This is a genomic window from Halorubrum aidingense JCM 13560 (assembly GCF_000336995.1).
GTDB lineage: Archaea > Halobacteriota > Halobacteria > Halobacteriales > Haloferacaceae > Halorubrum > Halorubrum aidingense.
The window spans coordinates 32,537-52,706 of record NZ_AOJI01000003.1; the positions used below are offsets into that span (position 1 = coordinate 32,537).

General features: G+C 62.7%; 17 protein-coding genes and 1 pseudogene. 8 read left to right on the forward strand and 10 right to left on the reverse strand.

What is annotated here, in order from left to right; translation table 11 throughout:
- The first annotated feature begins 44 nt into the window (after nucleotides 1-44).
- From C461_RS01125 to C461_RS01150, 6 genes are all read left to right on the forward strand, one after another.
- The gene (locus C461_RS01125) at nucleotides 45-1,046 is read left to right on the forward strand and encodes an ABC transporter permease (protein ID WP_007997873.1); all 1,002 of its coding nucleotides are present in this window, start codon (nucleotides 45-47) and stop codon (nucleotides 1,044-1,046) included.
- Entirely contained in the window at nucleotides 1,036-2,052 is a 1,017-nt protein-coding gene (locus C461_RS01130) for an ABC transporter permease (protein ID WP_007997874.1), read from the forward strand. Before C461_RS01125 ends, C461_RS01130 begins: the two co-directional genes overlap by 11 nt.
- Entirely contained in the window at nucleotides 2,053-3,135 is a 1,083-nt protein-coding gene (locus tag C461_RS01135; RefSeq protein ID WP_007997875.1) for an ABC transporter ATP-binding protein, read from the forward strand.
- The gene (locus C461_RS01140; RefSeq protein WP_007997876.1) at nucleotides 3,132-4,256 is read left to right on the forward strand and encodes an oligopeptide/dipeptide ABC transporter ATP-binding protein; all 1,125 of its coding nucleotides are present in this window, start codon (nucleotides 3,132-3,134) and stop codon (nucleotides 4,254-4,256) included. Before C461_RS01135 ends, C461_RS01140 begins: the two co-directional genes overlap by 4 nt.
- Nucleotides 4,257-4,370: 114 nt before the next feature.
- Nucleotides 4,371-4,601, forward strand: a complete 231-nt coding sequence (locus tag C461_RS01145; RefSeq protein WP_007997877.1) for a hypothetical protein — start codon at nucleotides 4,371-4,373, stop codon at nucleotides 4,599-4,601.
- Nucleotides 4,602-4,670: 69 nt separating this feature from the next.
- Entirely contained in the window at nucleotides 4,671-5,420 is a 750-nt protein-coding gene (locus C461_RS01150; protein ID WP_007997878.1) for an MBL fold metallo-hydrolase, read from the forward strand.
- Nucleotides 5,421-6,503: 1,083 nt separating this feature from the next.
- Here C461_RS01150 and C461_RS01155 read toward each other — a convergent pair.
- The 5 genes and pseudogenes from C461_RS01155 to C461_RS01170 form a co-directional block, all read right to left on the reverse strand.
- Entirely contained in the window at nucleotides 6,504-8,057 is a 1,554-nt protein-coding gene (locus tag C461_RS01155) for an orc1/cdc6 family replication initiation protein (protein WP_193365797.1), read from the reverse strand.
- A 964-nt stretch (nucleotides 8,058-9,021) separates the two neighbouring features.
- Nucleotides 9,022-9,123: pseudogene (locus tag C461_RS16015) on the reverse strand (IS6 family transposase); the annotation flags it as partial.
- 34 nt (nucleotides 9,124-9,157) lie between these two features.
- Nucleotides 9,158-9,670 (reverse strand): hypothetical protein, encoded by a 513-nt coding sequence (locus C461_RS01160; RefSeq protein WP_007997880.1) that lies wholly within the window; start codon nucleotides 9,668-9,670, stop codon nucleotides 9,158-9,160.
- Nucleotides 9,671-9,973 carry a hypothetical protein gene (locus C461_RS01165; RefSeq protein WP_007997881.1) on the reverse strand — a complete coding sequence of 101 codons (303 nt, stop codon included), beginning with the start codon at nucleotides 9,971-9,973 and terminating at the stop codon, nucleotides 9,671-9,673.
- 155 nt (nucleotides 9,974-10,128) lie between these two features.
- On the reverse strand, nucleotides 10,129-11,070 hold the full coding sequence (locus tag C461_RS01170) for a DMT family transporter (protein WP_007997882.1): 942 nt from the start codon (nucleotides 11,068-11,070) through the stop codon (nucleotides 10,129-10,131).
- A 319-nt stretch (nucleotides 11,071-11,389) separates the two neighbouring features.
- Here C461_RS01170 and C461_RS01175 point away from each other — a divergent pair, with 319 nt between their 5' ends.
- Entirely contained in the window at nucleotides 11,390-12,184 is a 795-nt protein-coding gene (locus C461_RS01175; RefSeq protein WP_007997883.1) for a helix-turn-helix transcriptional regulator, read from the forward strand.
- 199 nt (nucleotides 12,185-12,383) lie between these two features.
- The gene (locus tag C461_RS01180) at nucleotides 12,384-13,940 is read left to right on the forward strand and encodes an HTTM domain-containing protein (RefSeq protein WP_152418282.1); all 1,557 of its coding nucleotides are present in this window, start codon (nucleotides 12,384-12,386) and stop codon (nucleotides 13,938-13,940) included.
- Nucleotides 13,941-14,010: 70 nt separating this feature from the next.
- Here C461_RS01180 and C461_RS01185 read toward each other — a convergent pair whose 3' ends face one another.
- From C461_RS01185 to glmS, 5 genes are all read right to left on the reverse strand, one after another.
- Nucleotides 14,011-16,326 (reverse strand): heavy metal translocating P-type ATPase, encoded by a 2,316-nt coding sequence (locus tag C461_RS01185; RefSeq protein ID WP_007997887.1) that lies wholly within the window; start codon nucleotides 16,324-16,326, stop codon nucleotides 14,011-14,013.
- Nucleotides 16,327-16,452: 126 nt separating this feature from the next.
- A complete protein-coding gene (locus C461_RS01190) occupies nucleotides 16,453-16,695 on the reverse strand; it encodes a HalOD1 output domain-containing protein (RefSeq protein ID WP_204365325.1) in 243 nt (80 codons plus the stop codon).
- An 811-nt stretch (nucleotides 16,696-17,506) separates the two neighbouring features.
- Nucleotides 17,507-17,785, reverse strand: coding sequence for a winged helix-turn-helix domain-containing protein (locus tag C461_RS01195; protein WP_007997890.1), 279 nt, complete (start codon nucleotides 17,783-17,785; stop codon nucleotides 17,507-17,509).
- 79 nt (nucleotides 17,786-17,864) lie between these two features.
- Nucleotides 17,865-18,371 (reverse strand): DUF7344 domain-containing protein, encoded by a 507-nt coding sequence (locus C461_RS01200; RefSeq protein ID WP_007997891.1) that lies wholly within the window; start codon nucleotides 18,369-18,371, stop codon nucleotides 17,865-17,867.
- A 101-nt stretch (nucleotides 18,372-18,472) separates the two neighbouring features.
- On the reverse strand, nucleotides 18,473-20,170 hold a 1,698-nt coding region (gene glmS / locus C461_RS01205; RefSeq protein ID WP_007997892.1), incomplete at its 5' end, for a glutamine--fructose-6-phosphate transaminase (isomerizing).

Below are 20,170 nucleotides of genomic sequence, written 5' to 3' on the forward strand. Positions count from 1 at the left end.
GACGCACCAACCGCGTACACTAGCTAACCGCACACACAACACAGATGGGACACTACTACTTGCGACGGACCGCCAGGATGTTCGTCACCGTGTTTCTGGTCGCCAGCCTGTCGTTCGGGCTGATCCGACTGCTCCCCGGCGGCCCGTTCTCGCTGCTTCGGGCGAACCTCCTCAGACAGGGCGTGCCCGCGTCGGAAGTCGACGCGCGGATCGCGAACTTACAGAACATCAGACCGGACGCACCGCTGTGGGAACAGTACGCCGACTACATGCTCGCAGCCGGGCAGGGCGACTTCGGAACGTCGATCGCACTCGGCGAGCCCGTCTCTCGGATCATCGCGCAAGCGGTGCCGTGGACGGTGTTCATCGTCCTCGTTTCGACGGTCCTGATCTTCGTGTTCGGGATTCTGCTCGGAGCGATTCAGGCGTACTGGGAGGGGTCCCGGTTCGATCAGCTGGTTTCGGGAGTGTCGGTCACGCTCATGTCGGTGCCGTTCTACGTCGTCGCCGTCCTCGCGCTGTTCGTCTTCGCGTACCAGTTCGGCTGGTTCCCGACGGCCGGAACGGTCGGGGTCGGCGTCGAAACGGGCGTGAACATGGCGTTCTTTACCAGTGCGCTCCACCACGCCGCGCTGCCGATCTTCTCGTACACGATCACCGGGATCGGCGGCCAGGCGCTCGCGATGCGGGGGAACAGCATTCAGGTGCTGGGCAACGATTACGTCGAGGTCGCCAGGCTTCGGGGCCTCTCGGACAGCCGAATCGCGACTCGATACGTCGCGAGGAACGCGATTCTCCCCTTATATACCGGATTCCTCCTCCTGTTGGGATTCCGACTCGGCGGGACGGTGATCCTCGAACAGATATTCTCGTATCCCGGTCTCGGGTACTACATGTGGTCCGCCCTGGAGTCCAACGACTACCCGCTGATGATGGGGACGTTCCTCGTCATCACCGTCGCGTTGGTGATCGGAGTCTACATCGCGGATCTCACCTACGGGATGATCGATCCGCGGATCAGTCGAGGTGAGTCGGATGCCTACTGAGGCCGACGAGAACGAGAACGTCAGTTGGCGGAGCGACAGCGGCGTGTCGGCCGACGTGACCCGCTGGGAGCGCGCCGACGAGTTTTTCGAAGAACGGATCCGCAAGCCGGCGATCGTCGCGTGGGCCGACCGGCGGACCCGTATCGGGCTGTTGATCCTCGGTATCTATCTCGGAATGGCGCTGATCGCCGTCTTCGATCTCTACCGCGCCCCGTCCACGAACCAGGCGACACAGCTCGCCGGCCCGTTCCAGAGCTGGGACTACCCGCTCGGCACGACGATGTCCGGCGTCGACCTGCTGTCGTTGATCATCCACTCCACGCCGGACATCTTGCTGATGATCATCGCGGGAAGCGTGTGGGCGACCGGCGTCGCCGTGCTCGTCGGGACCCTCGCGGGGTACAAAGGCGGTGTCGTCGATCGCGTCCTGATGTCCATCTCCGACGTGGTCATGGCGATTCCCGGCCTTCCACTGGTGATCATCCTGGCGGTAACGTTCAACCCGAAAAACCCGATCGTCCTCGGGATCCTGATCAACATCAACTACTGGGCGGGCCTGGGGCGGTCGCTGCGGTCGCAGGTCCTCACGATCCGAGAGGACAGCTACGTCGAGGCGTCCCGGACGATGGGCGTGAGCACGCCGCGGATCCTGCAGAAAGACATCATCCCGAACCTGATGCCGTACGTCACGGTGAACTTCGTGTTCGCGGCCCGCTACGTCGTGTTCGCGTCTATCGGGCTGTTCTTTCTCGGGGTGTTGCCGTACTCGGCACAGAACTGGGGCGTGACGCTGAACTACGCGTACAGCGGCGGTGCCCTGTTCACGTGGGAGGCCGCTCACTGGCTGATCTTCCCGATGATCGCGATCATGGGGCTCTCGCTGGGGCTGATCCTGCTTGGTCAGGGGATGGACAGGGTGTTCAACCCCCGCGTCCGGACGCGCCTGGCGGAAAACTCCGAATCGACCAGAACCAAAACCGACGCGGCGATGACGGAGGACCACTAAATGACGACCACATCCGAACGGCTGCATCGCTCGAACGACGCCGTCGAAGATCCGATCTTGGAAGTGAAGAACGCGAGCGTGACGTTCGACGACGGCGAGACGTACGTGCTCGACGACGTGACGTTCTCGATCGAGCGCAACGAGATACTCGGCGTGGTCGGCGAGAGCGGGAGCGGGAAGTCGATGCTCGCCTCGGCGCTGCTCGATGCGATCCCCGCACCGGGCCACCTCTCGGGCGAGGTGCTCTATCACCCCGATCAGCACACGACCGTCGACATCTTGGAGTTCACCGACGACGAGCTCATGGAGTACCGATGGGCGGACGTCTCGATGGTGTTCCAGGGGGCCATGAGTTCGTTCAACCCCACGATGAAAGTCGGCGCGCATTTCCAAGACACGCTCAAGGCACACAACGAATCGGTTCCGGACGGGATGGAGTTCGCGCGAGAGATCCTCTCGGACCTGTATCTCGATCCGGAACGGGTCCTCGACTCGTACCCCCACGAGCTCAGCGGCGGCATGCAACAGCGCGCGCTCATCGCGTTGAGCCTCCTGCTCGAGCCGGAGGTCCTCGTCATGGACGAGCCGACGGCCGCGCTGGACCTGCTGATGCAGCGATCGATTCTCCTGTTGCTCGAAGACATCAAAGAGAAGTACGACGTGACGATGGTGTTCATCACCCACGACCTACCCCTCGTCGCGTCGCTGGCCGATCGGATGGCCGTCATGTACGCCTTCGAACTCATCGAGGCGGGCCCCCGCGATCGGATCATCGGCGAGTCGGCGCACCCGTACACGCGGGCGCTGCTCAATTCGACGCCGAACATCGATGCCCCGCTCGAGGAGATGCAGCCGATCCCCGGGAAGAGCCCGGCGCCGGTGAACGTGCCGACGGGCTGTTCGTACGCCGATCGGTGCCCGCTGGCGACCGAAACGTGTACGCGAGACGCGCCGTCGTTCGATCAGGTCGAAGACGAGCACACCGTCGCCTGCCACCACTGGCAGCAGGCCCGAGAGGAGATCGCACTGAGCTTTGCCGGGGGCGACGAGGCCGGGCGGTCGACGGGAGGTGAGCGTCGATGAGCCGCGCTCGTGACACCGCCGACGCGGAGACCGACGCCGAGCCGTTGATCGCCGCGGAGGACGTGGAGGTGCACTTCGAGAAAGAGCAGGGAATCCTCGAACTGTTCGACGACCCCGACGTCGTCAAAGCGGTCGACGGTATCTCCGTCGCCATCGAAGAGAACGACGTGCTCGCCCTGGTCGGGGAGAGCGGCTGCGGGAAAACCACGCTCGGGAAGACGATCATCGGACTGCAGCAGCCGACCGGTGGGGCGATCAAGTACCGCGGTCGGGACATCTGGGAGACGAAAGCCGGAAACACCGACCTGTCGTTCAAGGACGTCCGGTCGTCGTTGCAGATCATCCATCAGGACCCGGGGAGCTCGCTGAATCCGAACCGCCGGATCGTCGAGACGCTCGCGGAACCGATCCGGCTGACGCATCCCGACATAACGGCCGGTGAGCGTCGAGAACGGATTCACTCGTTGCTGGAGCGTGTCGGGATGACGCCGGCACACGACTTCGCGAGCCGGTACCCCCATCAGCTCAGCGGGGGTGAGAAACAGCGCGTCGCGCTCGCGCGTGCGCTGTTGATGAACCCCGACGTGATACTGGCCGACGAAGCGATCAGCGCTCTCGACGTCTCCCTGCGGGTCGAGATGATGGATCTGATGCTCGACCTCCAGTCGGAGTTCAACACGTCGTTCGTCTTCGTGTCACACGACCTCTCTAACGCGCGATACTTCGCGGAACACGGCGACGGCCGCGTCGGGGTGATGTACCTCGGGAACTTGGTCGAAGTCGGTCCGCCCGAGCGTCTCATCGCGGATCCCCAGCACCCCTACACGGAGGTGTTACGCTGGGCGACGCCGAACCTCTCGCTGGACGCGACGGAGGCCAGCGACCCGCCGATGCGCAAAATCGACATCCCCGATCCGGTCAACCCGCCGAGCGGCTGCCGGTTTCACACTCGGTGTCCGGAAGCGAGAGAGACGTGTACACGGCTGCAGCCGGAGCTGGAGGAGTTCAGCGATCTGGAAGCGTCCAGCGATCGAGCGGACTCCAGCCGTTCTCACCGGGTCGCGTGTTTCAGATCGGAACCAGACCACCAGTACTGGGAGAGCAGCGCGATCGAGGACTGAGGCTCCCCGCCTCAAGCCGGCGTGATCGGGACGAAACGCCCGAAGCCACGGTCGGGACGGAACACCCGAAGCGACGATCAGAACGTCTTTATCGACCGATTCTCACAACGATCCATGACCCGCAGAAACGCACTCCTCGACGCGATATGCAGCCAACGCGACCAGATACCCCTGATTCTGGCGGTGTGTGCGGTCATGGGGTTGTTGCTCGTGTTCCCGTTGGTGCTCTTAGAGCGCGGCACGGCCGGATACACCATTGCCGTGATCGACGGCCTCCTCGTGTTGGGGTGTCTCGCGCTCTTCGGGCCGACGTACTGGTACTGCGTGAAGCGGGAGATGGACTAGGGAACGCGGGGCGTGAGCGAGATCACGTGTAGCAAGGCTCAACACGACGGGACGCCAATCGAGCGTCGAATGCCCTCGAACGCCAGCGCCACCGTCCGCCTCGTCCGGAACGCGACCGCCCTCGTCACCGTCGACGACAAGACGTTCCTCGTCGATCCGCTGTTCGCGGACGCCGGCGCGTTGCCGCCGATTCAGAACACCCCCAACGATCGCCGAAACCCCCTCGTGGCGATGCCCGACGTCGACCTCGCGCACGACGCGGTCGTCGTCACGCACCGCCACCCCGACCACTTCGACGACGCCGCGAAGGCGGCGCTCGACGCGGACGGTCCCCTGTTCTGTCAGCCCGAGGAGGCGGACGCGTTCGCCGAGGAGGGGTTCACCGATCTGCGACCCGTGGAAGAGGAGACGACGTTCGACGGCGTGACGATCTCGCGGACGCCGGGCCGTCACGGACACGGCGAGCTAGCGGCCGAGATGGGACCGGTCTCCGGGTTCGTCTTCGAGGGCGACGAAACGGTCTACGTCGCGGGCGACACGGTCTGGTACGACGCCGTCTCGGAGACGCTCGATCGATACGATCCGGACCTCGTCGTTCTCAACGGCGGAGCGGCGCGGTTTACCGAGGGCCGCCCGATCACGATGGGGATCGACGACGTGGTGGCGGTCCGTGACGCGACCGATGCGGTCGTCGCAGTCGTCCACATGGAAGCTATCAATCACTGCTTGCTCACGCGCGCGGAGCTGCGGGCGGCGACGGACGACGTCATCGTGCCCGACGATGGCGAGCGGGTGTCGACCGACGGGACGGTGACGTGAACCGCCTCGACGCCGGCCGCTGAGAGCGGGATCGTTCGGGTGTCGATTTCGGCGGGCAGCGAAGGTTCGAAGCCGTAATTATATTTCCGTCGAGTATAGCACTCAACCGTAAGTAATATTAGACATTCAGACATACATAATATATTGAATATATAGTGTGTTCGGCTGTCTCAGTGGAGAGTTCGAATTCAGAGAGCGATTTGTGAGCAGTTCACCGATCCCGTAGAGAGAGAACGTGCCGTCAAGGTGGAGCTTCATCAAAGACACAAAAGTGAGATAACTTGTTGAAATTAACTTTGAATATTCTATATGGAGCATATAGATATACAGAAGCCAATAGTATGATCACATCGACAACAATCAGAACCACAGTGAATCACGAACTGCAGTCCAAGGTTATATTGTTAATTGGCTCTCGGTCGATCTCCAGATCCGATCTTTGGATCAGTATCCAATCACATATCGGCATATATATCAAAATTATATATTGTGTTTAGAAATGTTGTTTTGAGACGAGGATATGATATTATTGTTGATTTCATAACAGGATAAAGTTGCGGTAGGGGTGGTCAGAAAAGATCTGCTATCGAGCTGAGCGAAACCGCTCTTGAACTGCAGTACTGACACACCGAGTCAACGCGTACTGCCTGTCGGAGATCTCACCAGACCCCAGGCATCGGACGACCACCCTCGCTCAGATTCGGCGTGAACTCGACGCCGTCGATGGGCGCGTGTGGGAGCAACCGCCCTTGGTTACACATCGATAGAGGGGTGTGTCTAGGTAACGCTCTCAAACACATCGATAGAGGGGTCTCTCGGAGGATATCGGTTGGCGAAATTAACTCCGGACCTCCGAGACGGCCTTCCACCGGTAACGATTAAACCCCGAATTAAAGCTTTTTAAGCTCTCTACCTGCTAATCACACATCGATGGAGGGGTGTCGGGTGTCCCCAGTCAGCTGAAACAGGTTAGGCGAGAAAAATAACAGAACTACCAATTGTGGACTGATAACAGACTGACTGTACACATCGATAGAGGGGTGTCTACCAGAGAGTCACACTTCGAGCGGTGGTTCGATCCGGCTACGTTTGGTTCCGGATCTGGGCTTTGACGACGGATTGAACCTCGCTCTCGGAGACCATCTCGATGCGGGAGTCCTCACGGAGCGTTTCGAGGATCGTTTCCGGCCGTTCCCCGAACTGAAACTCGAGAAACATCCCGGAACTGGGGCCGTGGCTCCGTCGTTCGAAATCGACGAGCGAGTACGTCGTGAGCTCTTTCATCTTGTTGACGTACGTTTCCTGGTGGTACTGATCGGCGTCGATCGCGTCGGTGAGGTACTGATACACTCGGTACCCGGTCGTACTCCGAGCCGTCCCGTCGGTCGTTTGTGAAGCGACCGCCGCTGTCGCGTACAGGCAGAGCTTCTTTTGCGTGCTGATCCCGCGAACCACCTCTAACACCCGGTTCTTCTCGACTTTCGCCTGCGCGGCTCGGACGTGGTCCTCGCGAACGCGGGAATCGCCTTCGCGTTCAGCGAGCTCGCCGGCGACTCGCATGAGATCGATCGCTTTGCGCGCGTCACCGTGCGTCTGCGCTGCGAACGCCGCCGCAAGCGGGATCACGTCGTCGTCGACGACGTCGTCGTGGAACGCGTCCTGGCGTCGCCGGAGGATCGCCTGAAGCTGGTTCGCGTCGTAGTCGTCGAAGTGGACGTCTTCCGGAGTGAACGAACTGACCGCGCGACTCCCGACCGCGTCCATCATCTTCGTGTCGTTCGAAATGGCGACGACCGAGATGTACGCGTTCAGTTCGTCGTTCGCACCGGCTCGCGAGAGCTGGTACAGGAGCCGCGAGAACGCGGGGTCCTGTTTATCTCGCCGGCCAACGAGCATGTCTAACTCGTCGAGAACGAACACGACCGAGTCGAAGTGCCGGTTCACGATGCGGTAGAGTTCGTCCCACTTCTCTTTGGTCGCGACCCCGTGTTTCGGAACCTGAACCTCGACGCCGGCCTCGTCCGCGGCCTGTTGAGCGAGCTCGTACACCGCGACGCCGAGCGTGTCCAAGTCCTGGCAATTCACCTCGATAGTGCCGAACCGGATATCACGAGAGTCACAGATGCGACTGATGTTGTTACAAACGGCTTTCGTGATGAGGGATTTACCCGTTCCAGACGGTCCGTACAGGAACAGATTCGGCGGCCGGTTGTCCCCGAGTGCAACGCGGAGCATCTTCGTGACCTCTTGGAGCTGCGCGTCGCGACCGACGATGCGGTCCTCTTCGACCACATAGTTCGGATCGAGAAGCGATCGGTCGCGGATGAGCCCTTTCTGCTCGTCGAACTCGAGGAGCATATCCTCGATCGATTGTGAGGAGCTCTCGGCGTCCCCCGCGGACGGCTGGTCGGAGGCGGTCACGTGCGGCGATGCGTCGTCTTGTGGTGTATTGTCTTGTGATGTATTGTCTTGTGATGTGTTTTGTGATGTGTTTTGTGATGGCTGAGATGATGACTGAGATGATGGCTGAGATGATGTCTCAGATTTCGTCGCGCTCGCGAGATCGGTTTGAGCCGTAGTCTCATCCTCCAGAGACTCCGATTCAGCAGAGGAGTCGTCGGAGTCGTCAGTACCCATAGAACGACAGATACAGGCTGGTATTAAAAAGGTTCCCCACCCCTATCGAAGTGTGATCCCTCGTTTCAGATTCTCGTTCGCTTTTATGAAGCCGATATTAACAACTGGATCCCAAAAACACGATGACGGCCGGCGATGTGTTAGCCGACTCGAGGTCGAAGACACACACCCCTCTATCGATGTGTTCGATGTCTTTGGTGGGTGGGGGGTGAGTCGGGTGACTCGGTCGAGTGAATAGCCGGAAGCTGCCGGAGAGCCGCTTAGATCACGCAACGCATCCTCTCGCCCGTTTTAGTTTGCTCTTTGTTCGTTCTTTCTTCTCTCTTCTCTTCTTTTTCTAACAACAAACAACACACACACCCCTCTATCGATGTGTTCGATGTGTTTCGACATCGCGGTTTTTGTGGTCCTGCTAACGACAAAATACCGCACATGTCGTTCGACGCTGTCCGACGCTATTCAGCTCTAATCGCGCGTATCATACGGTTTGATCGGCCGATTTCCACAATAGTCGACCGCAAGTTGCCAACTTCCGACCGTTATCCAGTCGATACCTACCGGTCGAACACATCGATAGAGGGGTGTGTGTCTCAGGCGAGGTCTGCCGATGCGGAGTGAACACATCGATAGAGGGGTGTCTCATGGAGAAGTGTGTCTCATGGAGCGGAGTGTCGCACGGAGCGGAGTGTCGACTCCTTCGAATGAGTGCTGACTGACTCGAGTAAGCGCTGACTGTCTCGAGCCAATTCGTGCGATCGGCTCTCCTCTGTTCGTCGCGATCCGCGATCGAAGTCATGTTCACGACACGACCGCTTTATTCGTGTCCACGACACGACCGCCTTATCGATATCCATCCCCGATCTCGGTCTTAGGTTTCCATCTTAGGCACCAATCTTATTTTCTTATCTTATATCTTCGTCTCAGATCCAAAACTCAGATTCAACAGTTAGGTTTGCGGGAGTGTTCAGATAAGCGGGTGCCATCCGAAAGTGAACGTTCTCGGCCACTCGTCAGGGGTTTCTGCTTCGACGTTGCAGAAACAGTCTGAGAAACTGCCAGCTCTGCGTTATCCCCACAAAAGCACCTCAATACAGCCGTCGTTAGACATCCTCGAGCAACGAGTGAGCTCGTTGCACGTAGCTGTTCGCCTCCCAGCTACGGGTGTCACTAATTGCATCGAGGAGCAGTCGAGCATCGGCAGCCGATAGCTGTTCGGTTCGAACGAGAACCGAGAGCAGCGTCGGTGTCGTGACGAGCCGGGTATCAGCGAGTGAGGCGTGGATCAAGCCAAGTCGATTGAACTCGTCACAGAGAAAAAGCGCAGCACCGAGCTCGTTCGCGAGAGTGACCGCCGCGTTTTCACCGTCATCGAGCGGAAACTCGGCATCGAGGTTGACCGACTGCGTCGTGAACGAATCTGATCGGTCAAGCACGACGGAGGCGGCGTGTCCATGGACATCATCGTACGAGGAAATCTCTCGGAGTTCGTCGATGACCGCCGTCGGAACGACGACGTCGTACCGGGAGAGACAGAGTGAGAGCGGGTCGGGATCGTCGTCAGTAGCGATCCCCAGACTCACGAGTGCAGATGTGTCTGCGACGAGCGCTGCCATCTATACGCCGGCGACCTCGTCGATGAACGCTTCGTCCAACTGCTGTTTCAACACTCGAAGGTTTGCTGCCTCTTCAGCGCCGACGAGTGCTTTGAGCTGCTCGTAGGCGATTTCGTCGTCGTAGTAGGCGGCAGCGATCTCTTGGACGAGTGTATCGTCGTGCGTCGCATCTTGGAGATACTCTCGAAGTGCAGTCACCAGGACGTCTGTCCGGTCTTCTCCGAGAACCGCGGCAAGCGCGTCAGCCCGATCGATGAGACGATTGGGGGCTCGAAATTGCACGCGCTTTTTGTTGGTGCTCATTATGTGTACAATGTGAGCCAACGTACTTAGCCGTTTTCGTGTGTACGATGTGAGTCTCAACCGATCTGTCTAACTCACGTACGAGCGAATTTCCGACTGAATTAGCGGAACTACCGGCCGATCAGTAGAATAATCGAACAGCACTGCGGTAACGTTCAAGAACTGCTGCCGACGAGTCGGTCGTCGACGGCACGCCTGAGTGCCCCCGAAACACCGGTCGGGAGGCCGCTGACGAGTAGGAAGCCGACGAAGATGACGCCGAACCCGACCAGCGAGATGAGCGGCAGCGTCTCTCCGAGCAGGACCCAGCCCCCGACCGCGGAGACGACAGGGACGAGATAAAACAGGAGGTTCGCCTCGGTCGCACCGGCCTCGTCGATGAGCGCGAAGTAGGCGAGGTACGCGATCGCTCCCGAAAAGACGCCGACGTAGAGCAGCGCCGCGAGCGCGACCGGTGGCACCGAGAGCCCGGTAACGGATTCACCGGCCGAGAGGCTGAGACCGTGCGAGAGAACGGCGGCCAGCGGGACGCCCCAGACGGTCCGCGCCGTGCTCGACATCGTCGACTCGGCGCGACGGATCACTACCGCACCGAGCGCGCTCGTCACGGCGGCGCCGAACAGCAGTAGAATCCCGATCCCGCCGCCGAGCAGCGCCGTCGAACCGGGGTTCGCGACCAGCCCGACGCCGAGTAGCCCCAACACCATCCCCGCCGAGCCGCGAACCGAAAGGCGGTCTTCTGAGAGCAGGACGGCGGCGAACACCGGCGTCAGAATCGGGTTCAGGCTGAAGACGACCGCGGCCACGCCGCTGGTCACGTCCTGTTGCCCGACGAACAGCAGCGCGTTCGTCAGCCCGATGACGAGCACGCCCGTCGCGAGGATGCCGATGACGTCGCCAGCGGTCCGCGGGCGCAGCTCCGCTCGAGAGAGGGTGGTCGCTGCGAACGCCGCCAGAACGACCGCTCCGATGTCGAAGCGAACGGCGACGAAAAACAGCGGCGGAAAGTACGCCAGTCCGGCCTTCGCTGCGATGAAGGTCCCGCCGAACAGCACCGCCGAAACGAGAAACAACGCACCGGTTCGCCGCGAGAACACGCTACGGCAACACCTCAGAAACAGATTCGAACGATTGCGTGATTTTCTTCGTGATCGCAGGCATATATTCGCATAGTTTCCGGAGACGTATAACGGAATTCGTAAAATATTCCGCGGAGAGAAACACACGAGCGCGGTGATATCCGATCACGGCATGAAATACTTCATGACGTGAAACAGTTCACGGCATGAAACAGCTCACGGTACCAAACAGCTCACGGTACCAAACAGCTCACGACATGACACAGTGCTGGAAGTGAACCTCCGTAACACAAAAAAGAACGAAGCGGGTTTATCCGGGGGACCACTCCGTGCTCGCATGGAGGCCCCGCTTGAGGAGATCGAGTTTCTCGCCCGGTCGCAGAACCGGGTCGCGGTGTTGCGACTGCTGGCCGCCGAGTCACACACGCGCCGGAGTCTCGCAGCGGCCACCGGGGCGTCGCAGGCGACGCTCGGACGGATCCTCGAGGACTTCGCCGACCGATCGTGGGTCAGACGCGACGGCAGCGAGTACGCCGCCACGGCCACCGGCAAGCTGGTCGCCGACGGGATCGGCGATCTGGTGTCGGTCCTCGAAACGGAGGCCAAGCTCCGCGGCGTGGTCGCGCACCTCCCGACGGACGAACTGGGATTCGATCTGCGCCACCTCGCCGACGCGACGGTCACCGTTCCGACTCGAACGCATCCGAGCGCCCCGTTACAGCACGTTCTCGAGGCGATGGACGACGCCGCCGACGTGCGCGCGTTTTCGCACACGCTCAACGAGCAGAGCCTCTCGACGATCCGCGCTCGGGTCGCGGCCGGCGAACAGACGGTTCGCGCCGTGCTCTCGGAGAGCGCCATCGAGGCGCTCGCAGCGGAAGACAGACTGTGGACCCAGCTGCGGGCGCTCGCCGACAGCGACGGTGCGGAGATCCGCGTCCGCCGAGACGATATTCCGCTCGCCGTCACCATCACCGACGGGACGGTGACCCTCCTCGTGCGGGACGACAGCGGAATTCTGCAGGCGTCGCTCCACACCGACGAGGAGACCGTCCAAGAGTGGGCCGCGGAGACGTTCGAGCGCTACTGGGAGACCGCGAGCCCCTTCGACCCCGACGCCGTCGATCGGTGACGCACCGAAGCGGCGTCGTCGCGGTCAGTTTTCTCCCTCTCCGACGGAAGACGTGACGAACCGAGAGCAGCTGCGGGTTCCCCACGCGGGCTCACCGAGCGAGCTCACCGCGTGATTTCCGCGCGAATTCCTCCACGTGATGTGACATGTCGAGAGCGACAGAAGACCTATTACAGTCACCCGGAGAATTCTCAACAACGTGACTGCTTTATCACCCCGCGGGTCCGGGGATTCGGCCACCTCGGGCGCCTCGGCCACATCGACCACCGAGTTCCGTCGCCATCTCGGCTCTCTCCTCGGATCGCGTTTCGGCATCGACACCCGCGGTCTCGCGGCGTTCCGGGTGGCGCTCGGACTGCTCGTCGTCGGCGACCTGCTGTTCCGCGCCCGCGAACTACGGACGTTCTACACCGACTGGGGCGTCTTGCCCCGCTCCGCGCTTGCGGAACTGTTTCCGACCCTCGCGACGGCGTCGCTGCATACGGTCTCGGGGTCGGTGACCGGTCAGGCCGTGCTCTTCACGCTCGCCGGGGGGCTGGCAGTTCTCCTCGCCGTCGGCTATCGGACCCGGACGGTCCTCGTCGGCGTACTGCTCCTGCACGTCTCGCTGTACGCGCGGAATCCCTACGTGCTCAACGGCGGTGACGGCCTGCTCATCGTCGCGCTCTTCCTGGGCGCGTTCCTCCCGCTCGGAGAGCGATACGCCGTCGACGCCGACCGACGGGCGCGAGAGCCGCGTTCGCGAGAGCCCCGGCCCCACGTCACCTCCCTCGCGACGGCGACGGTCCTGCTACAGCTGGTCATCGTCTACGTCGTGAACGTCCCGTTCAAGTCACAGAGCGACGCCTGGATGGCCGGCAACGGCGTCCAGTACGCCCTCGAACTCGAACAGTTCTCCGTCTTCTTGGGGCCGTCGCTCACTCAGTATCCGGCGCTTCTGACCGCCGTGAACTGGCTGTGGATCGGGATGATGGCCGCGTCGCCGCTGTTGATCCTTTCGACCGGACGGCTCAGAACGGCCGCCGTGGCGGGATTCGTCGCCGCACACGCCGGAATGATCGCCACGCTGCGTCTGGGACTGTTTCCGTTCATCGTCATCGCGTTCCTGCTCTTGTACCTCCCGCCGTCTGCGTGGAACCGGCTCGAAACGCTCTCGGCGGTCGCTTCTCGCCCGGCCGGAGCCGGCGTTCGGGCCCGCATTCCCGGACCGATCGTGAGCATTCCCCGATCGATGGCGGACGATTCACCGACGGAGGTGCCGTCCGCGGTGCGCCGCGGCGTTCGCGTCGCGGCGACGGTCGTGCTCGCGATCGTCTTGATTACGAGTGTCGCCTGGCCGGCGGCCGAGCTCGGTGTCGGCGCCGACTCCGGTGCGGACCCCGTGATCGAAGCCGACGGCTACGTCTGGACCCTGTTCGCCCCGAACACGCCGACCACGACGCGGTGGTTCGTCGCGCCGACGACGCTCGAATCGAGCGAACGGATAGACGCGTTTCGCGGGGGAACGCTCGAGTGGGAGAAGCCGCCCGACGCGGCAGACACCTATCCGAGCGCACTATGGCTGCGGTACCTCGTCGAACTGCGATTCACGAATGAGCGGGAACAGCGACAGTTGGCGTCCCACCTCTGTCAGCGAGTCCAGACGGAACACGGCGTCGAGCCGACTGAGGTCCAGGTCTACACGGTCGAACAGCAGATTCCGACCGCCGGGGGCGGCGAACCGAAACGAACGGAGCTCGCCGCGCTGACCTGTTAATGAGGAGTTACTGAGGGCGCTGCGCCACCGCCGCTGCCGAGAGAGAGACGGCTTCGGCCGTGACCGGGACTCACTCTTTAAACCCGAGCAGCCGGAGTCCGTTCAGCGAGACGACCACCGTGGACCCCTCGTGGCCGATCACGGCGAGGGGCAACGGGATCCCTCGCAGGAGGATCGCCCCGACCATCAGTGCGATCGCGCCGAAGGCGATCGCGAGGTTGACCGTGAGCGTCCGGCGCGTCCGGCGGCCGAGTCCGAGCACGTACGGGACCTTCCCGATGTCGTCGCCCATCAACACGACGTCCGCCGTCTCGAGCGCGACGTCGGTCCCGGCGCCGCCCATCGCGATTCCGAGCGTCGCGGTCGCCAGCGCCGGGGCGTCGTTCACGCCGTCGCCCACCATGGCGACGTTCTCGTGGCGGGCCACCAGCTCCTCGACGCGCTCGACCTTCTCTTCCGGCAGCAACGCGGCGTGCACCTCGTCGATCCCGACCTCGTCGGCGATCTGGCGCGCGACGCGTTCGTTGTCGCCGGTCAGCATGGCGATGTGTGACACGCCGAGCTCGCGGAGCCGCTCGATCATCTCGGCCGCGCCGGGACGAACGGTGTCGGTGAACGCGAGCCAGCCGAGGACAGCCACGCCGCGGTCGGTCTCGCGGACGACCAGCACGCTCGTTTTTCCCTCCGCTTCCAGGTCCGCGACCGCCTCCAGCCCCGCATCGATCCCCTCGATCGGCGCGTCCCCGAGGACCGTCTCGACGTAACTGCGGTTCCCGATGTGGAGCGTCTCGCCCTCGACGGTCGCCCGCACGCCCTTCCCGGCGACCGCTTGGAACCCGTCCGCGTCGGGCACGTCGACCGCCCGTTCGGCGGCCGCCTCCACGGTCGCCTCGGCCAAGTGATGCTCCGATCGCGACTGGACGGCCGCCGACAGCCCGAGCAGCCGATCGTCGCTGAGCGCTCCGCTTTCCGCCCCGTCGCGGACGACCACGTCGGTTAGCTGCGTGTCGCCTTCGGTGAGCGTTCCCGTCTTATCGAAGGCGACGGCGTCGACGGTCGCCGCGGCTTCGACGTGTTCGCCGCCTTTGAACAGCACGCCCTGTCTCCCGCCCGACGCGATCGCGGAGAGCACCGCCGCCGGCGTCGAGATGATGACCGCACACGGCGAGGCCGCGACCATGAGCGTCATGGCCCGGTAGAAGGTGGCCGTGAACTCTGCGCCGAGGGCCAGCGGGAGCGCGATGGCCGCGACGGTGAGCCCGAACACGCCGAGCACGTACGGCTGTTCGAGGCGGTCGATGAGCCGCTGGGTCGGCGCCTTCTCGCTTTGGGCCTCCTCGACCATGTGGATGAGCTTGGTGATGGCCGACTCGTGGGCGCGTCGGGTCACTCGAACCTCGAGACTCCCGCTCTCGTTTATCGTCCCGCCGAACACTTCGTCGCCGGGGCGCTTCGGCGCCGGGACGGATTCGCCGGTGAGCGAGGCTTCGTCGACCGTGCTCTCGCCGGACTCGACCGTTCCGTCGAGCGGGATCCGATCCCCTGGGCGGACCACGAACACGTCGTCGATCTCGACCTCGTCGATTGGGACGGTGACTTCCGTGCCCTCGCGAAGCACCTGCGCCGCGTCGGGGCGCATCTCCACGAGGGAGGTGATCGCGCGCCTGGAACGACCGATCGCGTAGTGCTGGAGCACGTTCGACAGCGAAAACAGGAAGAGGAGCATCGCTCCCTCGAAGGGCGCACCGATCGAAAGCGCGCCGAGCGCGGCGGCGATCATCAGCAGGTCGATGTCGACCGCCCGGTGACGTAGCGTCTCGACGGCGCCTTTGAGCCCGTACCAGCCGCCGAAGACGTAGGCCGCGCCGTACCCGGCCCAACTGACGGCGTCGCCGACGCCGAGCCAGTTCGCGCTCAGTCCGACGACCATCCCGAGCAGCGTGAGCGCGACGAACGCGGCCTCGACGCGCAGCGCCGACCGATCGCGTCCGGGTTGGGTATCTCCGAGCGGGGCATCACCGAGTTGCGCATCACTGAGTCGGGCACCTCCGGAGTGAGCCCCTTCGGGTTCGTCGGCCGTCTCTATCTCGGCGCCCGACCGTCGATCGGCGTCATCGGGCGCGTTCGGGGCGGTGACTTGTTCGTGATCCTCCCGGATCCTGACGCCGCGCTTCTGGAGGGCGTCCCTGAGTTCGCCGGCGGAGACGATCTCGGCGTCGTAGGTGATGTGCACGCTCTCGTTCCGGAACGAGACCGCCGCGTCGTGGACTCCCGGCAGTCGCTCCAGCTCCCGTTCGAGCGCCAGCGCACCGGACTCGCTTCGTCCCCCGCGTCGAGCGATCGAGGCCGTGTACGTCGATAGCGCCGTCGAGTCAGCGACCGTCATGTCGCGTGGGAGCGCATTCTCGCGCCGTCGGGGGCGCACGTTTCGGAGCAGGTGTCGACCAACACGGCTCGATATTTCTCCCCGGGGTATTACCGTTTGCTCCGTTCCCTCGATGAGAAGCGTGTTTCACTCTGAATTGTCTTGGTCGGACTCCAGGGACAGAATCTCGACCGCGTTCCGATCCACGCGCACGTTGTACCCGAAATACGCGAACGAAACGGCCAGTGGCTGATCGGAGCGGTCGCCCGCCGGACCGAGCAACGTGTTCAGCGCGTCGGGGTCGATGGTCTCGTACAGAGGCGGTAGATCGGCCGGGTCATGGTCCGAAACGGCGGCAACGGCTTCGACGATGGCGGTACATGTCGACACGGTGTCGTCTCGCTCTGCGTACCGCAAGCGCTCGCCAGAAGCCGTATTCTCGTCGTCAGGGTCCTTTTTTTGAATCATGTATGATTTTCTGAAAGCCGAACTGGGTTCGTCGTCGAACCGCTCGCAGCCGTCGTCTTTTTCGGCCCGGTGGTTCTGCTAGGAGTACGTCATGCACCTAGGAATATAACTGTACTGTGATTATATGGGTGACCACTACTAGGGCAGCGTCGGGCGTTTCCTTGCATACGTTTATATGTTATCTGTCTGTGCAGATACGTATCTGTATTCCTATGGTTAATAATTATGTATAAGCACAAACACCGTCGGCACCGACGATCGGTTGCCTCGATACGTGCCGTTTTGAGCGACTCGGCGGCTGCCGTGTTGCGCGAAAAACACCTGTGAGCGATACCTCGCAGAACGACGGCGGGGAGCCGCCGTTCACCTGAGAGTTCCACGCGCTCCGCTTCGGTCCGAACGATAATCGATACTCGCGTATCTGCGGTGCGTTAGCAATCGGTCTGTTTCCCTCCGTGTCGGCGAGCTAGTCGCCGTATTCGTCGACGAGTTCCGGCCGCGTCGTCCGTTCGACGATCAACGCGGTGAGTAGTACGCCGGCGATGAGGATCGCTGCAGTGAGCTTTCGTCGCATGCGGCCGTAGCTACGAGGCGTCGAGCCTATGGTAATGGTCGTCCTACCGGCGTTACCCGCGACTTAACGACGTCTTAACAACGGTTTCCAAGCGGGTTCATCTCGACACGAAGCCCCGTTGTCCCGCCGTCCCACCGGGGGATCCGGGTCGTCACCGGGTCACTCGGCTAACCCTTTCGCGTCGATGAGCTCCCACACCTCCCTCCCTTCCGAGGTGATTCCGTATATCCGCCCTTTCCGTCGCTCTTCGGGAACGAGCAGGTCGACGAGGCTGCGCTTTCGAAGCGATCGGAGCGCCCGCGAGACGTGCGTAACGGAGAGATCGACGCTGTCGGCGATCTGCGTCGGCGTCGCCGGCCCCTCCGCGAGCCGGCCCATCACTGCCGTGCGGTGGTCGGAGCTGATGACGTACCCGACCACGTCCCAGTCGGTGGTCACCGCTGATCACCGCCGGAACGCGGTTCGGACCGCGACGGGCGGCGGATCGGATCGGCCGCCTCGTGGTCGTGGCTCATGGTTAGCTCTGTTCGGATACGTAGTGAGCGAGCGATACGCTGGCGAATGCGACGATGACGGCGATACCGAGTTGGCCCATCGATATCGGGATCGACGGCACGAGGCCGACGACGACGTACACCAACAGCCCGATTCCGGCGAGCACGCCGTACACCAGCTGCCAGCTCCGCCCTTCCGACTCCTCCGTCGGGAGATACTCGTCGAGCCGGTCGGCCGCTTCACGCAACTCGAGAACGCTGCGGTCCCTGTCGTACTCGATCAGCTCCGCTTCTTCGAGCTTCGGGAGATGGGTCTGGTACAGCGAGACGTAGATGCGCTTTATCTGTTGGTCGGTCAGCTCGTCGACCGGGGTGTCGTTTTCCTGTGCCGCGAGGCGTCGCGACAGCTCGTTGAGCGCCACCGGTCCGTCCTGCGAACGGAGGTACGATATCACGAACCGCCGTCGCGCGTTGCTAAGGAGGTCGTACGCCTCGTCCTGGCTTAATATAACTTGGTCAGAACCCGACATCGGTACGAGTTACCGTGAGACTCGATCCCCGCCTTTGGTCGCGTCGAGTTCGTCACCCCGGCGACGACTGATAGGTCCCCGGAGCGTGGTGGTCTGGTGGATCACTCGACGGTCACGCTCTTGGCGAGATTCCGAGGTTGGTCGATCGAACGATCCAAGAGGTCGGCGACGTGATACGAGACGAGCTGAAGCTGGACGTTCGCGAGTATCCCCGTGAGATGCGGGTGGGTATCGGGGATGGAGAGGAACTCGTCGACGACGTCGCTGACGTGCGTCGATTTCTCGCTCGCGATTCCGATGACCGGCGCCCCGCGGGTTCGGACTTCCTCGGCGTTGCTCAGCGTCTTCTCGTCGTGGCGGCCGGAGAACACCGCGAAGACCGGGGTGTTCGGCGTGACGAGCGCGAGCGGCCCGTGTTTTAGCTCGCTCGCCGCGAACCCCTCCGCGTGCTCGTAGGTGATCTCTTTGAACTTCAGCGCGCCTTCCAGCGCGACCGGGTACGAGACCCCGCGGCCGATGAAAAAGTGCCCGTCGCTGCTCTGGTAGCGGTTCGCGATCGTCGACACGGTCGACTGGTCGAGCACCTGCTGTACCTGGGACGGTAGTCGTTTCAGCGCGCGCAGGAACGACTCCCTGTCCTCGGCAGGCGATCCGGTGATGTCCGTACTGAGCCGGTCCGACAGCAGTCCGAGCACGGCGACCTGCGAAGAGAACGTCTTCGTCGCGGCGACGCCGATCTCCGGGCCGGCTCGGATGAAGAGCGCGTCGTCGGCCATCCGGGCGGCCGTCGATCCGACGACGTTCGTCACCGCGATCGTCCGCGCGCCCTCTCGCATGGCGTGTCGCATCGATTCGAGGGTGTCGGCGGTCTCGCCGCTCTGCGTCACTGCGATCACGAGGGTGTCGTCCGAGATCGGCGCCGGACTCGTCACGTATTCGCCCGCCCTGAAGACGTGCGTCGGGACGTCGCGATCGACCAACAGCTCGCGGGCGTAGAGCGCGGCGTGGTACGAGGTCCCGCAAGCGATGAAGTGGACCTCGCTCACGTCCTCGAACGTTCCCGGCGGGAACGACTCGAGGTCGACGGTCCAATCATCGGTGATGCGCCCCTTGAGCGCGCGGTCGAGCGCGGCCGGCTGTTCGTTGATCTCCTTGAGCATGAAGTGGGGGTAGCCGTTCCGCTCCGCGTCCTCCGGTGACCAGTCCACCGAGGTCGCGTCGCGCGAGACGGTCTCGCCGTCGCTGTCGACGACGGTGTGGCTCCCGGCTTCCGCTTGGACGATGTCACCGTCCTCCAGATAGACCACTTCGGAGGTGTAATCGAGGAACGACGGCACGTCGCTCGCGAGGAATCGGCGATCGCCGTCGATCCCGAGCACGAGCGGCGATCCGTTTCGCGTCGCGTACAGGGCGTCGTTCTCCTCGCACACGACGACGAGCGCGTAGCTTCCCTCCAGCCGGTCGACGGTTCTCTGGAGCGCCTCCAGCGGGGTCCGTCCCTCGTCGAGGTGCTCTTCGAGCAGGTGCGGCACGACTTCGGTGTCGGTGTCGCTGGTGAACACGTGTCCGCGCGCCGTGAGCTCCTCTCTGAGCTCCGCGTGGTTCTCGATGATCCCGTTGTGGGCCACGGCGAGTCTCCCGTCACAGTCGGTGTGCGGGTGCGCGTTGCTGTCCGTCGGCGGGCCGTGTGTGCTCCAGCGCGTGTGTCCGATACCGACGCGACCGTTCGGGTCGGTCGACTCGAGCGCGGTCTCCAGGTTCTGGATCTTCCCCTGTCTCTTATACACATCTCTGAGCGG

What these genes read in the sequence shown, in the direction of transcription:
- C461_RS01125 (WP_007997873.1), top strand. Translation starts at nt 45, where the DNA reads ATGGGACACTACTACTTGCGACGGACCGCCAGGATGTTCGTCACCGTG.
- C461_RS01130 (WP_007997874.1), top strand. Translation starts at nt 1,036, where the DNA reads ATGCCTACTGAGGCCGACGAGAACGAGAACGTCAGTTGGCGGAGCGAC.
- C461_RS01135 (WP_007997875.1), top strand. Translation starts at nt 2,053, where the DNA reads ATGACGACCACATCCGAACGGCTGCATCGCTCGAACGACGCCGTCGAA.
- C461_RS01140 (WP_007997876.1), top strand. Translation starts at nt 3,132, where the DNA reads ATGAGCCGCGCTCGTGACACCGCCGACGCGGAGACCGACGCCGAGCCG.
- C461_RS01145 (WP_007997877.1), top strand. Translation starts at nt 4,371, where the DNA reads ATGACCCGCAGAAACGCACTCCTCGACGCGATATGCAGCCAACGCGAC.
- C461_RS01150 (WP_007997878.1), top strand. Translation starts at nt 4,671, where the DNA reads ATGCCCTCGAACGCCAGCGCCACCGTCCGCCTCGTCCGGAACGCGACC.
- C461_RS01155 (WP_193365797.1), bottom strand. Translation starts at nt 8,057, where the DNA reads ATGGGTACTGACGACTCCGACGACTCCTCTGCTGAATCGGAGTCTCTG.
- C461_RS01160 (WP_007997880.1), bottom strand. Translation starts at nt 9,670, where the DNA reads ATGGCAGCGCTCGTCGCAGACACATCTGCACTCGTGAGTCTGGGGATC.
- C461_RS01165 (WP_007997881.1), bottom strand. Translation starts at nt 9,973, where the DNA reads ATGAGCACCAACAAAAAGCGCGTGCAATTTCGAGCCCCCAATCGTCTC.
- C461_RS01175 (WP_007997883.1), top strand. Translation starts at nt 11,390, where the DNA reads ATGGAGGCCCCGCTTGAGGAGATCGAGTTTCTCGCCCGGTCGCAGAAC.
- C461_RS01185 (WP_007997887.1), bottom strand. Translation starts at nt 16,326, where the DNA reads ATGACGGTCGCTGACTCGACGGCGCTATCGACGTACACGGCCTCGATC.
- C461_RS01200 (WP_007997891.1), bottom strand. Translation starts at nt 18,371, where the DNA reads ATGTCGGGTTCTGACCAAGTTATATTAAGCCAGGACGAGGCGTACGAC.